The organism is Streptomyces sp. NPDC058964 (genome assembly GCF_042741275.1).
In the GTDB taxonomy this organism is placed as follows: Bacteria; Actinomycetota; Actinomycetes; order Streptomycetales; family Streptomycetaceae; genus Streptomyces.
Genome location: NZ_JBHYKH010000214.1, coordinates 1 through 14,209, shown reverse-complemented (window position 1 = coordinate 14,209; position 14,209 = coordinate 1). Strand labels below are relative to the sequence as shown.

The window sequence follows — 14,209 nt, the reverse complement described above, 5'->3', positions numbered from 1 at the left end:
GCCTTGGCCTGTTCGTACTGCGTCTCCACCCCGATCCGGCAGGCACCCGGCGCGTCGGGCGAGGGGGCGCCGACCGCCAGCAGCGCCTCGTCGACGCTGTGCCGGGCCATCAGCTCCTGCGCCTTGGCGCTCAGCGCCTCCGCCTCCTCCGGGAACCCGGTCGCCTCCGCCTTGGCGAGCAGCGCGCGGATACGCGCGAGGGCGCGGGACTCCGGGCGCGCCTCGCCGCGAGGCGCGCCCGGCGCCTTCGGCGCTTCCAGCGGTTCGAGCACGGGCAGCCGCAGCAGCAGGCGGTACAGCTCCAGTACGGCGGTGGCGTGCGAGAAGCGGTCGGTGCGGGGCGGTGCCTGCTCCGGCACGGCGTCGAGCTGGGCGGTCCAGCGGGGCCCGCGCGGGCGGTCGTGCGGCGCCTGGGCGCGGATCAGTGCCGCCACCAGCCGCACGTGCGTGTCGTCCCGCGCGCGCCGGACGATCCGTACGAGGTCGGCGGGCTGCCAGCCGCGCCGCCACGCGCCCGCCGTGAAGTCCTGGCCCCGCCGCGCGAGTTCGGTGTCCGCGGCGGGGTCGGCCGCGAGGAGGGACGCGCCCGCGTCGAGGCCGGAGTCGGTGTCGTCGTAGAGGGCGGCCCGGAAGGCTCGCTCCACGGTGCTGGTCGTGCTGCTGCTCACCCGTCGATCCTGTCACGTGCCGCCGACGGCCGACCGCGGTTGTCCACAGCCTGTGGACAACCTCACGTCCCGTTCCCCGGAATGCGGTCGGTCCTGCGGGAGATCCCCGCCGAGCACGGCCGCCAGGGTGGACATGTCTCTCCACGCGGCCTTCCCGGCAGCCGCCTTCGCGCTCTGCGTCACCCCCGGCCCCGGCGTGACCAGAAGCCGGAGATGTCAACTTCGGGTTGACGGTGGCCGACTGTCAACCTATGGTTGACACATGACGACGAACCCTCCCGGCAAGGCATCCGTACGTCTCGACGACCTCATCGAGGCCATCAAGAAGGTCCACACCGAACCCCTCGAGCAGCTCCAGGACGCGGTGTTCGCCGCCGACCACCTGGGCGACGTCGCCGACCTTCTGATCGGTCACTTCGTCGACCAGGCGCGGCGCTCGGGCGCGTCCTGGACGGACATCGGCAAGAGCATGGGCGTGACCCGGCAGGCGGCGCAGAAGCGCTTCGTACCGAAGGAGTCGACCAGCCTCGACCCCGCCCAGGGCTTCAGCCGCTACACCCCCCGAGCGCAGAACGTGGTCATGGCCGCGCACAACGAGGCCAAGGCCGCACGGAACTCCGAGGTCCTGCCCGAGCACCTCGTCCTCGGCCTGCTCGCCGAGCCCGGGAGCCTCGCCGCGAAGGCGCTCGAGGAGCAGGGCGTCTCCTTCGACGCCGTCCGCCGGGCGGCCACCGCCGCGCTGCCGCCGGCGGCGCGGGACGTGCCCGAGCTGGTCCCGTACGGCGCAGCCGCCAAGAAGCCCCTGGAACTCACCTTCCGGGAGGCCCTCCGCCTCGGCCACAACTACATCGGCACCGAGCACATCCTGCTGGCGCTGCTGGAGTACGAGAACGGAGACGGCGTCCTCAGCGGGCTCGGCGTCGGCAAGCAGAAGACCGAACAGTACGTCGCCAAGGTGCTGTCGCAGCTGGTCCTGACCCGGGAAGAGGACCGGTCGGAGGACTGAAACCGCAGGTCACGACGGATTGTCAGTGCCACCTGCCACACTCGCGACCATGACCGACCGCTGGGCTCTCGCCCCGGCCGAGGACGGTGGCGTGGAGCTCGCCCCCCTCGGTCCGGACGGGCTGCCCGCCGGGCCGGTGCGGCGGGAGCCCGATCTCGCCGAGGCGGTGCGGGGCCGACCGGAGGTGACGCGCTGGGTGTGGCGGTCGACCCCCGAGGTCTATCCGCGTCTGCTCGCCACGGGGGTGCGAGTGGAGCGGTGCTACGACATCGAGGACGCCGAGACACTCCTGCTGGGCCACGAAGGGCGGTACGGCGAGCCACGCTCGGCGGCAGCCGCCCTGGCCCGGCTGCGCGGCGGCCCCGTACCGCCGGATCCACCACTGCGCTCCGCCGAACCGGGCGCGCAGTCCCCGCTGTTCGAGCCGCAGGGCGTCCGCCTGCCGCTCACCGACCTCCTCGCGGTCTACGCCGAGCAGCAGCGGCGGCACGACACGACCGCCCACCCCGACCGGATGCGGCTGCTGACCGCCGCCGAGTCGGCGGGGATGCTGGTGGCCGCCGAGATGAACCGGGCCGGCCTGCCCTGGCGCGCGGACGTCCACCGCGAACTGCTGCGCGAACTGCTCGGCGAGCGGTACGCGGGCGGCGGAGAGCCCCGCCGGCTGGCCGAGCTCGCGGACGAGGTGTCGGCCGCGTTCGGCCACCGGGTGCGGCCCGATCTGCCCGCCGACGTCGTCAAGGCCTTCGCGCGGGCCGGGATCAAGGTGAAGTCCACGCGCCGCTGGGAGATCGCGTCCCTCGACCATCCGGCCGTGAAACCCCTCCTCGAGTACAAGAAGCTGTACCGGATCTGGGTGGCGCACGGCTGGTCCTGGCTGCAGGACTGGGTGCGGGACGGGCGGTTCCGGCCGGAGTTCCTCGCGGGCGGGACGGTCACCGGGCGCTGGGTGACCAACGGCGGGGGCGCACTGCAGATCCCCAAGGTGATACGGCGGGCCGTGGTCGCCGACCCCGGCTGGCGGCTGGTCGTGGCCGACGCCGACCAGATGGAACCCCGTGTCCTGGCGGCGATCTCCCGCGACCCCGGGCTGATGGAGGTGGCCGGCCGCGGGACCGACCTGTACCAGTCCGTCTCCGACCGCGCCTTCTCGGGCGACCGCGACCAGGCCAAGCTCGCCGTGCTCGGCGCGGTCTACGGCCAGACGTCCGGCGACGGCCTGAAGAACCTCGCCGCGCTCAGACGCCGGTTCCCCAAGGCGGTGGCGTACGTCGACGAGGCCGCGCGTGCCGGTGAGGAAGGACGGCTCGTCAGGACCTGGCTGGGGCGGACCTGCCCACCTGCCGCCGGGGCGGGCGAGGACGCGGAGGAGGAGGCGGGCATCCCCGTCGGGGACGACGAGTCCGAGGGACAGCAGTGGGTTCCCGGCTACGCCTCCACCAACGCCCGCGCCCGCGGCCGCTTCGCCCGCAACTTCGTCGTCCAGGGCAGCGCCGCCGACTGGGCCCTGCTGCTCCTCGCCGCGCTGCGCCGCACCTGCGCGGACATGGCGGCCGAGCTGGTCTTCTTCCAGCACGACGAGGTGATCGTGCACTGCCCCGAGAAGGAGGCGCAGACCGTCGTGGCGGCGATCGGGGAGGCGGCCGGGCTGGCGGGACGGCTGACCTTCGGAGAGACACCGGTCCGGTTCCCGTTCACCACGGCGGTGGTGGAGTGCTACGCGGACGCCAAGTGAGGCCGGTCGCACCGAGGCCCTCCGGCCCCGGCGGTCAGCAGCTCCCGTCGAGCAGCTCGCGCAGCTCCGCCACGACCGCCTTCGCGTCCGTCCCGTCCAGCGCGGCGAGGGCGGCGCGCCACTGCTCGCACGCCTCCTCGGCACGCCCCCGCGCGCGCAGCAGGAGCCCGTACTGGTGGCGGGCGAGACCGCCCATATAGCGGTCGGCACGGTCGTCCGCCCGTCGCATCAGCTCCCTGCACTCGTGCGCGGCACGCTTGTCGCTGTCCAGCTGCCGCAGCGCGCGAACCAGGCCGAGCCGGGTCTGGGACTCGCCGTGCCAGTCGCCGTGACCGCCGAGGATGCGCAGGCTCTCCTCGAAGTGCTCGGCGGCCGCGGCCGGTTCACCGAGGGTGAGATGGGCGTAGCCGATGTTGCAGTGCGCCGAGAGCTGCACGATGACCGCGCCGATCGCGTCCCCGATCGCCAGCGAGCGCCGGTGCTGCTCGATGGCGGCCCGGGGGTCGGTGTGCTCGTACAGGTTGCCCAGATGACTGTGGGTGATGGCCTCGCCGTAGGGATCGTCCAGCTGCCGCGAGTACCCGAGGCTCTGCCGCAGCGCGTCCCCGGACTCGTCGTACCGGCCCAGGCCCTCCAACAGCAGCCCCCGGTTGTTGAGGCAGCGGCGGATCCAGGAGACCCTGCCGAGCCGCTGCCAGATCTCCAGGGCCCGGTCGTTGAGACAGAGGGCGTCGTTGTGGCGTCCCGTCAGGAAGTGCAGCCCGGCGAGGTCGCCCAGCGCGTAGGCCTCGGCGGCCTCGTCCCCGAGCCATCGCGCCGCGCCGAGGGCGGCCCGGCCGAGCACCTCCATCTCGGCGACGCGGCCGCTGCGCTGGACGTACGGGAAGACGAGTCGCACGAGGGCGGAGAGGTGGGCGACGGCCTCGCGGTCGCCGGACGCCCCGGTGGCCGGGGGGCCGGCGGCGTGCCGTGCGTCCGGGAACACGTCCGTATACCGCTCCACCAGGGCGACGATGTTCTCCAGCTCCACATCGCCCCAGGCGAAGGCGTCCTCGGAGGACTCGAAGGGCGGTACGGCCGCCACGTCCGCGGCGTGCCCGGGCGGCTGCGCGGAGGTCGGGCGGCGGCGGTCCTCCTGGTCGAGGCCTGGTTCGACGACCGGGCTCGCGAGGCGTGGGGCGACGGCGGGGAACCCGCGGAGGGCGCCGCGGGGGGGGGCGCGGGGGGCGGCGCGGCCGCCGGCGGCCGTCGCGGCGCCCGCCAGTTCGCGGGCGAAGTCACGGACCAGGTCGTGCGGGGAGTAACGGCCGTACGCCGTCTCCTCCAGGAGGGCCACGTCGAGCAGACGGTCCAGGGCGGCCTCGGCACGGCGCTCGTCCGTGCCGGTGAGGCGGGCGAGCAGAGGTGCGCCGTACGTCGGCAGATCGAGTGCCCCGATGCGGCGCAGGGCGAGGGCCGCGTCCCGGTCAGCCTCCCGCTCGGAGGCGGCGAGCGCGTCGTGGGCGACGGCCAGGGAGCTGCGGACGCTCAGGTCGTCGTACTCCAGGTGGTGCAGCCGCCCTTCCGTGGCGGCCAGTTGACCGGCCAGCACGTCCGGGGTGAGGGCCCTGCGGGCGGCGAGCCGGGCGGCGACCACGCGGAGGGCGAGCGGCAGACGGCCGGTGAGGCCGACAAGGGGGTGCGCGGCGTCGAGCCCGTTGCGCCCGCTCACCGCGCGCAGCAGCGCCGCGCTGTCCTCGCCGGTCAGCGGCTCCAGCGGGAAGCGACGGGCGCCGTCGAGGGTGGTCAGCGGCGAACGGCTGGTGACGATCACCGCGCATCCGGCGCCGGCGGGCAGCAGCGGCCGTACCTGTGCGGCGTTCGCGGCGTCGTCCAGCACCATCAGCGTGCGGGTCGGCGCGAGCAGGGAGCGCAGCAACGCGGCTGCCGCGTCCGGGTGTTCGGGGATGTTCCGGGGGTCCGCGCCCAGGTCCCGGAGCAGCGCGGCGAGCGCCTGCGCGGGGGCCAGCGGGGACACGCCCGGGGTCGCGCCGTGCAGGTTGACGTACAGCTGACCGTCGGGGAAACGTTCCCTCAACTGGTGTGCCGCGTACAGCGCGAGGGCGCTCTTGCCCACACCGGCCATGCCTGTGATGACGGCGACGGCGGGGGTGTACGGATCGGCGACCGTGCGGCGCAGATCGTCCAGTTCGGGGGCGCGTCCGGTGAAGTGGGCCGGTGAGGGCGGCAGTTGGGCCGGAGCGGGAGGCCGGTCGCCGGTCACACGGCCTTGCGCCGGGTCCGGGCTGCCGCCCGCGTCACCCTGCCCGTCCTGGTCGCCCGGCCGGTCCTGGTCGCCGGACGCGGACGGCCGTGGCCCCGGCGGTGCGCCCTCACCACCAGCGGGGGACGATGACACCTCGGCGGCTTCGGCCTCGAAGCCCGCGGCTTCCGCGCGGCCGTCGTACGGCGTCTCCCTGCTGTCCGCTCCCCCGTCGACCGGTGCGGAGAACCCCCGCAGCACCTCGACATGGGCCTCCCGGATCGCCGGGCCGGGCTCGACGCCCAGCTCCTCGACCAGGCGGGTGCGCAGATCGCGGTGGACGGCGAGGGCCTCGGCCTGACGGCCGGTGCGGTGCAGGGCGAGCATCAGCTGGCGGTGGTACGCCTCGCGCAGGGGGTGTTCGGCGACCAGGGCCGCCAACTCCGGTACCAGACCGCCCAGTCGTGTTCCGCCGAGGGCGAGCTCGGCGTCGTAGCGCCACTCGATGAGCAGCAGCCGCGCCTCCTCGAGACGCTGCACGAGGGCGTATCCGCCGAACTCCGCGGAGAGCCCGCTCAGCGGGGTGCCGCGCCACAGCGCGAGCGCCGCCGCGCAGGCCCGGAGCACCTCCGCCCAGTCCCGGCCGGCCTGGGCGGCGCGCGCCTCGGCGACCCGGGCGTCGAAGACATGGACGTCCAACTCGCCGTCGTCGACCCGCAGCAGATACCCCGGCGGTACGGCCCGCAGTCGCTCGGGCTCGTCGAGGAGCCGGCGCAGCCTGGTGACATGGTTGTGCAGCGAGGCCCGCGCGGACGCCGGCGGCGCACCACCCCACAGCGCGTCCGTGAGCGAGTCGACCGAGACGACGCGTCCGGCCTCCAGCAGCAGCGCGGCGAGCAGGGCACGCACCTTGGGACTGCCGATCGCCCGGACCGGCGGCCCGGAGGCGCTCCAGGAACCGTTCCGGGGACTGTCGAGGACGTCGTACTCGCCACCGTGCCCGGCGCGTTCGATGTCGTCGGCGGCGCCGGGCTCGCCGTTGTACGAAATACCGTACGGCGCTCGGTCGTACAGAACAGGTGGTCCCAGCAGCCCGAACCGCAGCCCGCACCGCCGCATCACGCTGCCCCACTGCCTTCCCGCACGATCACGTCCGACCGTGCCCCCCCGACGGGCACGCCCGCCGTCCATGGCGGATTTCCGCCCTACCCAGGGCGGTTTCCCGCCACCCTCTCCCTGCCGTTGCGGACCGTAATCCGCTACGGTTCCGGCATACTCCCGTCGCTCTGCGTCGACTTCGCGCCAACCGGTCCGCGACCTGCGGGAGAACCGTTGGCCACATGTTAGCGATCCGTTGGCGCGACCTGATGTGATCACTGCATCGGATCTGGTCCGACGGCGCGCGCGTGAGACGCGCAACTCGGGGGAGTGTCGCCGTTGGCCGGATCCGGGGACGCAAGAGAGCCCCGGTCGGCGGAGGTGAACGACCGGGGCTCTCGTCCCTTCTTCGGCTCCCTGCCCGGGTTCGTCACCCGGTTCCTTCTCTCTCTTCCCGGCCTCAGATGACGGGCGGGCGCCCCAGCCGGGTCAGCCGCCACACCGTCCGCCAGCGCATGGGCCGCCGCTCGCCCGCCGGCTCCCGCAGCCCTTCCACGAAGCCGCCGAACCAGGCCTTCAATCCGCCCACCGAGCGGGTGCGTACGAGGGTGAGCAACGTCCAGACCCCGAGGTGGACCGGGACCAGCGGCAGGGGCAGCCGACGCCGGACCAGCCAGACCCGGTTGCGGGCGGTCACCCGGTAGTAGATGGCGTGCCGGGCGGGCGAGGTCTTCGGATGCTGGAGGAGCAGCTCGGGCGCGTAGAGGATCCTCCATCCGGCGTCGGTGGCCCGCCAGGCCAGATCCGTCTCCTCGTGCGCGAAGAAGAACTCGGCGGGCCAGTCCCCGGTCTGGGCGAGCATGGCCATGCTCAGGGCGTGTCCGCCGCCGAGGAACCCGGTCACATAGCCGCCCCGCATCGGGTCCGAGGAACCGACCCGGGGGACGTGTCGCTGCTGGGTCTCCCCGTGCTCGTCGGCGATGCGGAAGCCGATGATGCCCAGGCGCGGATCGGCTGCGTACAGATCCCGTACACGGCGCAGTACGTCGGGGTCGACCAGCAGCCCGTCGTCGTCCAGCTCGACGACGACATCGACGTCGCCGAACTCCCTGAGCCGGGCGAGGGCGACGTTGCGCCCGCCGGGGCAGCCGAGGTTCTCGTCGACGTCGATGGCCGTGACCTCGCCGGGAAGCGACAGCCGCCGCGCGAACTCCGGCAGCCGGCACCCGTTGCCGACGATCACGATCCGGGCCGGGGCCACGTCCTGTTTGGCCACCGACTCCAGCAGGGCGTCGACTTCGGCGGGCCGGTTCCCCATGGTCACCACGGCGACGGCGATCCTCGGCTCCACCATGTCCTCCACCCCATCCGGCCCTTGGCGGCTTCCGCGTCCGACCGCGCGGTGCTCGCCGTTCACCAAGATGTTGCCTCAGGTCATCCGGTTCTCCTGACGCCGGTTCACTTGGCCGGGCCTTTGCTCCGGTTTTGTCCCGTGTTTTCCTTGGGCCACACGAACTTCAGTCCCGACCGGTCGTCCCCGAGCGCGGCGACCTTCCCGTCGACGACACCGAGTCGCATTTCGACGAGTCCCCGTGTGTGGTCTTCACCCCCTTCTCTCGCCTCAGGCAACCCAGCGACTGGACGGCACGTCTTCGCCATGTCCCTGAACCGCCGAATCCGGTTCGCACCGCTACCCCGAGGCCCTCGACACCCGCATGCACTCCCCCACATCAGCTCACCACCCCCGCTTTCCCGTTTGGCCGGTCCCGATGCTGTGGACCCTGGCCCTCGGCCTGTGGGGCCTGTCCAGACAGCACAGCGTGTGGCGGGACGAGGCCGCGACCTGGCAGGTGGCACAGCGGTCCACCGCGCAGATCTGGCACATGCTGGGACACGTCGACGCCGTGCACGGGCTCTACTACCTGCTGATGCACGGGCTCTTCGAGGTCTTCGGGGCGAGCACCACGACCCTGCGGCTCCCCTCCGTGCTGGCCATGGCGGTGGCGACGGCCTGTGTGACGGTCATCGGCCGGCGACTGGCCGGGGCCCGGGCGGGCCTGGCCGGAGGACTGGCGTTCGGGCTGCTCCCGGCCGTGCAGTTCCATCTCCAGGAGGGCCGCCCTTACGCGCTGGTCGCGGCCGGGGCCGCGATCTCGACCCTGCTCCTGGTGACGGTGCTCCAGGAAGACGGCGGAGCGGCACACTGGGCGGCATACGGCGGCACGGTCCTCACGTGCGGGCTGCTCAACTGGCTGTCGCTGCTGATAGTGCCCGCACACTGCGCGACCCTCGTCTGGACGCGTGCCGGGCGCGGGACCTGGACAGGCTGGACGGCGGCCTCGGCGGCCGCCGTCGCGGGTGCGCTGCCGCTGATCCTGTTCAGCCGCGGCCAGTCCGACCAGATCTCCTGGATACCGCCGCTGACTTGGCACATGATGATCGGCCCCGCGGTCGTGCTGGCGGTCGGCGGCCTGTGCACCCTGCCGGACCGGCCGCGGCCCGGCCGGCTGTCGGTGCCGGCCCTCGCGCTGCCCCTGCTGGCACTGCCGCAGATCGGCCTGATCGGCCTCTCCCTGGTCCGGCCGCTGTTCCTGGACCGGTACGTCCTGTTCAGCCTCCTGGGTCTCGCCCTGCTGATCGGGGCGGGCCTGGACGCGGCGGTACGGGCGGCGCGGCCTCGCTTCCCCAGGGCCTCGGCGTGGCTCCTTCCCATGGCGCTGGCCGTGGCCACGACGGCCCTGCTGCCACAGGCGCTGGCCAAGCGGTCCCCCGCGAGCCGGGTGGACGACGTCCTGGCCGTGGCGGCGGACGTGCAGCGGCTCAAGAAGACCGGGGACGCGGTGCTCTTCGTACCGGCGGCCCGGCGCGACACCGCGCTGGTCTCCCCCCGTGCCTTCACCGGCCTGCGGGACATAGCCCTCGCGGAGAGCCCGGAGGAGTCCGGCACCCTGAAGGGCGTGGAGGCCGGACCGGCCAGGATCCGGGCCGCGGTCCTGGGCCGGCGGCGGATCCTTCTGGTCACGGACTCGACGGACGTGGCGAGGCCGGTGTCCGCGGAGCGGGACCGAGTGAAGACCTCCGTGCTGAAGAGGTACTTCAGGGTGGTGGCGGACGAGCAGACACGCGGTCGCAGAGTGACGGTGTACGAGCGGCGCGGGCTCTGACTTCCGTGAGCCGATGAGAGTCCGTGGTCGATTTTTGGGCACTCCGGCGCCTGGGCTTCGAATCGCACAGCGGTCCCGCCGGAACCACACTGGTCAATGGAGCGCCCCACTGGAGGCGCGCGCCTTCGACGGACGGAAGGAAAGGCCCATGCCCCCGGACACGCCTCCCGGCCCGCTGCGGGTCCTGGTCTTCGGCGCGGCGCTGCGGGCCGATTCGGCCAACGCCCGCCTCGCCTCCCTCGTGGCCCGGCTCATCTCCGACACCGGTGCCACCGTCGACCTCGCCTCCATGCGCGACTTCGACATGCCCTTGTACGACGGTGACATGGAAGCCGGCGAAGGGCTGCCGCCCGGCGCCCTCGCCCTGCGCGACCGTCTTGAGCAGAGCGACGCCGTCGTCATCTCCTCGCCGGAGTACAACGCCTCCGTGCCCGGGGTGCTGAAGAACGCGATCGACTGGGTCTCCCGTGTCCGGCCGCAGCCCTTCAAGACCAAGCACGCGATGCTCGTCTCCGCGTCACCGTCCCTGGTCGGCGGAAACCGCGGGCTGTGGGCCCTGAGGATCCCCCTGGAACACCTGGGCACCCGCGTCTACCCCGACATGTTCAGCCTGCCCGACAGCTACCAGGCCTTCGCCGACGACGGAACGCTGGCCGACCCGGGACTGCAACAACGTCTCTCCGAGACCGTGTCGGGATTCCTCAGCCTCGTCGAAGCGGACGTGCGCTACGTCTGCCTGGAACGCCGCTGGTACGAGTTCCTCGGAGACCGCACCGAGGCCGCCATCACCCAACGCGCCGAGGCATGACGCCCGGACGCCCTGTGATCCGAGAAAAGCCCAGCTCAGAAATTCTCCGAGCTGGGCTTCAGTGGAGCCGCCTTCGGGATTCGAACCCGAGACCTACGCATTACGAGTGCGTTGCTCTGGCCATCTGAGCTAAGGCGGCACGCCGTCCGCACCATGGTGCGATCAGCAACGTCGGTAAGTCTACACAGTTTCCCAGGGTGCTCCGACCACGCCCAGGCAGCGGTGCTCCCGGGGCCCGGCGGGGCGGCTATGAGCAGCGCTTTCCGTGTGGCGGAGGGGTCCCGTGGAGCAGGTAGGTGTCGATCGCGGAGTCGATGCAGGCACTGCCGCGGCCATAGGCGGTGTGGCCGTCGCCGACGTAGGTGAGGAGACGGGCCGAGGAGAGCTGGCGGGCGAGCGACTGGGCCCAGATGTAGGGGGTGGCGGGATCGCGGGTAGTGCCGACGACCACGATCGGGGCCGCGCCCTCGGCCTCGATGCGGTGCGGTTCGCCCGTGGGCTTCACCGGCCAGTACGTGCAGTTCAGGGAGGCCCAGGCAAGGCCGTCGCCGAAGACGGGGGACGCCTTCTCGAAGGCGGGGAGGTCCTTCTTCACCTGGTCGGGCCCGGAGAAGGCGGGCGGGAGGTCCAGGCAGTTCACGGCCGCGTTGGCGGACATCAGGTTCGTGTAGTGGCCGTTGCCGCTGCGCTCGTAGTAGCTGTCGGAGAGGGCGAGCAGCCCGGCGCCGTCGCTCTCCTTCATCGCCGCGGTCAGCGCGTCCCGCAGCTGCGGCCAGGAGGCCTCGTCGTACATCGCCGCGATCACCCCGGTGGTGGCGAGCGCCTCTCCGAGCTTGCGGCCGTCGGGGTCACCGGTGGGCAGGGGGTGGGCGTCGAGCTTGCGGAAGAAGGCCTTGAGCCGGTCGCCGACCTGCGCGGGCGTCGTGCCCTTGCCGCCGAGCGGGCAGCCGGAGTGCCGGACGCAGTCCCTGGCGAAGGCCTGGAAGGCGGTCTCGAAGCCCGCCGTCTGGTCCAGGTTGAGCTTGCGCGCGGTCAGGGACGGGTCCAGCGCGCCGTCCAGGACCATGCGACCCACCCGCTCCGGGAAGAGCCCTGCGTAGGTCGCCCCGAGGAACGTCCCGTAGGACGCCCCGACGTAGTTCAGCTTCCTGTCCCCGAGCACCGCCCGCAGGACGTCCATGTCCCGGGCCGCCTCGACGGTGGAGACATGGCGGAGCAGACCGGCCGAGTTGGCCCCGCACGCCTCCGCGAACTTCTTGTACTGGGCGACCAGCCCGTCCGTCTCCTTGCGGTCGTCGGGCGTGACGTCCGTCTGCGTGTACGAGTCCATCCGGCGCCCGTCGAGGCATCCGACGGGCTCGCTGCGGGCCACGCCGCGCGGGTCCATGGCGACCATGTCGTAGCGGGCGCGGACCTCCGCCGGGTAGCCGATGCCGGCGTACTGCTGCAGGTACGCGATCGCCGAACCGCCCGGCCCGCCCGGATTGACCAGCAACGAGCCGAGCGGCTTGTCCTTGCCCGTGGCCTTCTTGCGGGCGACGGCGAGCCGGATGTCGCCCGAGTCCGGCTTGGCGTAGTCCAGCGGGGCCTTCATCGTCGCGCACTCGAAGCCCGGGGCACCGCAGCTGCGCCAGGAGAGCTTCTGCTGGTAGTACGGCTCCAGCGCCGACGGTGTCGAACGGGGCAGCGCGGCCAGCGCCGCCTCCGCCGTGTCACCGGCCGGCGCGGTCGAGCTCCCGGCGGAGCAGGCGGTGACGAGCAGGGCGGCGGCCGCGAGGAAGGTGGCCGACGCCCGGGCCGTGGCCCGGTTCCGGCGGGTTCGCCTGGTGTGCATCCTGCGAGCCTAACGCTGGGCGACGGTACGGGTGCTCCACGTACGCATTCGCGGCTCGTACGGATGACGTCGTCAACCGGGAGCGGCCGGTTCAGCCCGCTCTCAGTGCCATCGTCATCGCCTCCACCGCGAGCAGGGGGGCCACATTGCGGTCGAGGGCCTCACGGCAGGCGGAGACGGCCTCGATGCGGCGCAGGGTCGACTCCGGGGAACTGCCGCGGGCCAGCCGCCCCAGGGCTTCCTCGGCGTCCGCGTTGGCGATGGCCACACGGGAGCCGAGCTGGAGGGCGAGGACGTCGCGGTAGAACCCGGTGAGATCGGTCAGGGCGAGGTCGAGGCTGTCGCGCTGTGTGCGGGTCCTGCGGCGCTTCTGCATGTCCTCCAGATCCTTCATCACGCCCGCCGTGCCACGCGGCATACGTCCGCCCTGGGCCGCGCCCAGGGCCGTCTTCAGCTCCTCGGTCTCCTTGCCGTCCATCTCCTCGGCGAGCTGCTTGGCGTCCTCCGCGGCCGCGTCGACCAGCTCCTGGGCCGCCCTGAGGCAGGCACCGACCTCGTCGAGGCGCAGCGGCAGCTTCAGCACGGAGGCCCGGCGTTCACGGGCGGCCGGATCGGTGGCCAGGCGGCGGGCCCGGTCGACGTGACCCTGCGTGGCACGGGCCGCGGCGGCCGCCACGGCGGGCTCGATGCCCTCGCGCCGTACGAGCATGTCGGCGACGGCGTCGACCGAGGGAGTGCGCAGGTTGAGGTGGCGGCAGCGGGAGCGGATGGTGGGCAGCACGTCCTCCAGCGAGGGGGCGCACAGCAGCCAGACCGTGCGGGGCGCGGGTTCCTCGACGGCCTTGAGCACGGCGTTGGCGGACTTCTCGTTCAGCCGCTCCGCGTCCTCGACGAGGATGATCTGCCAGCGGCCGTTCGCCGGTGACGTGAACGACTTGCGGACCGTGTCGCGCATGTCCTTGACCAGGATCTCGGCGCCGACCGCGGCCACCGTGGTGACGTCCGCGTGGGTGCCGATCAGCGCGGTGTGGCAGCCGTCGCAGAAACCGCAGCCTGGGGCGCCGCCGAGGGCACGGTCGGGGCTCACGCACTGCAGGGCGGCGGCGAAGGCCCGCGCCGTCCGGTTGCGGCCCGCTCCAGGCGGGCCCGTGAACAGCCAGGCGTGCGTCATCCTCGACGCCTCCGGCAGCGGGGCGCACGCGGCGGCCGCGGTGACGAGGGCGTCGGCGTCCCGGGCGGCCGCGGCGAGCAGCTCGCTCACCTTCTCCTGTCCGACGAGGTCGTCCCACACGGTCATGGGTCAAGCCGCCCTTCCGTCACGTTGCGCGTTCCGGAATCCATTGTGCGGGTGCCCACCGACAACGTGGGACCGCGGCTGCGGCGACCGCGGCCGTGGCGGCCCCACCGGACACCGGGGCCGCCGTCGGCCGGACCGTCAGCCCTGGCGTCCTCGCCCACGGCCGCGGCCCTCGTCGTGCTCGTCGTCCTCGTAGTTCCCCAGCAGTTCGTCCGCCAGCGTCGGCAGATCGTCCAGCGGGGTCTCCTCGGCCCAGTCGGAGCGCCGCCTTCGCGGCTGTGCCCGTGCGCTTATACACATATGAAGCTGCCGACTCACATGAAAGTGTAGATATCTGTGTGAGACTGATAATTAAAA

Annotated in this window: 10 protein-coding genes and 1 tRNA gene; 4 read left to right on the top strand and 7 right to left on the bottom strand. The window is 72.8% G+C overall.

Features of this window, described 5'->3' with window-relative positions; genetic code table 11:
• Positions 1–668 (bottom strand): DUF2786 domain-containing protein (locus ACFW2E_RS24730; protein ID WP_384469264.1); only part of this gene is annotated, 668 nt, incomplete at its 3' end.
• A 262-nt stretch (positions 669–930) separates the two neighbouring features.
• Between ACFW2E_RS24730 and ACFW2E_RS24725 the strand changes: the two genes are divergently transcribed.
• Together ACFW2E_RS24725 and ACFW2E_RS24720 are read left to right on the top strand one after the other, a co-directional pair.
• Complete coding sequence (locus tag ACFW2E_RS24725) at positions 931–1,674, top strand: Clp protease N-terminal domain-containing protein (protein ID WP_384469263.1); 744 nt, start codon at positions 931–933, stop codon at positions 1,672–1,674.
• Between the two features lie 49 nt (positions 1,675–1,723).
• Positions 1,724–3,409, top strand: coding sequence for a bifunctional 3'-5' exonuclease/DNA polymerase (locus ACFW2E_RS24720; RefSeq protein ID WP_384469262.1), 1,686 nt, complete (start codon positions 1,724–1,726; stop codon positions 3,407–3,409).
• 34 nt (positions 3,410–3,443) lie between these two features.
• On the opposite strand, the gene ACFW2E_RS24715 is transcribed toward ACFW2E_RS24720, so the two are convergent.
• The gene (locus tag ACFW2E_RS24715; protein ID WP_384469265.1) at positions 3,444–6,770 is read right to left on the bottom strand and encodes a BTAD domain-containing putative transcriptional regulator; all 3,327 of its coding nucleotides are present in this window, start codon (positions 6,768–6,770) and stop codon (positions 3,444–3,446) included.
• Between the two features lie 439 nt (positions 6,771–7,209).
• Positions 7,210–8,103, bottom strand: coding sequence for a glycosyltransferase family 2 protein (locus tag ACFW2E_RS24710; RefSeq protein WP_384469261.1), 894 nt, complete (start codon positions 8,101–8,103; stop codon positions 7,210–7,212).
• Between the two features lie 415 nt (positions 8,104–8,518).
• Here ACFW2E_RS24710 and ACFW2E_RS24705 point away from each other — a divergent pair, with 415 nt between their 5' ends.
• Positions 8,519–9,913, top strand: a complete 1,395-nt coding sequence (locus ACFW2E_RS24705; RefSeq protein WP_384469260.1) for a glycosyltransferase family 39 protein — start codon at positions 8,519–8,521, stop codon at positions 9,911–9,913.
• 148 nt (positions 9,914–10,061) lie between these two features.
• Positions 10,062–10,721 (top strand): NADPH-dependent FMN reductase, encoded by a 660-nt coding sequence (locus ACFW2E_RS24700; RefSeq protein ID WP_384469259.1) that lies wholly within the window; start codon positions 10,062–10,064, stop codon positions 10,719–10,721.
• A gap of 62 nt (positions 10,722–10,783) precedes the next feature.
• Here the strand turns inward: ACFW2E_RS24700 and ACFW2E_RS24695 are convergent.
• The 4 genes from ACFW2E_RS24695 to ACFW2E_RS24680 form a co-directional block, all read right to left on the bottom strand.
• Positions 10,784–10,860 (bottom strand) — tRNA-Thr (locus tag ACFW2E_RS24695).
• 108 nt (positions 10,861–10,968) lie between these two features.
• Entirely contained in the window at positions 10,969–12,555 is a 1,587-nt protein-coding gene (locus ACFW2E_RS24690; protein ID WP_384469258.1) for an alpha/beta hydrolase, read from the bottom strand.
• A gap of 91 nt (positions 12,556–12,646) precedes the next feature.
• Entirely contained in the window at positions 12,647–13,852 is a 1,206-nt protein-coding gene (locus ACFW2E_RS24685) for a DNA polymerase III subunit delta' (RefSeq protein ID WP_384469257.1), read from the bottom strand.
• 138 nt (positions 13,853–13,990) lie between these two features.
• Entirely contained in the window at positions 13,991–14,152 is a 162-nt protein-coding gene (locus ACFW2E_RS24680) for a hypothetical protein (RefSeq protein WP_384469266.1), read from the bottom strand.
• Between the last annotated feature and the right edge of the window lie 57 nt (positions 14,153–14,209).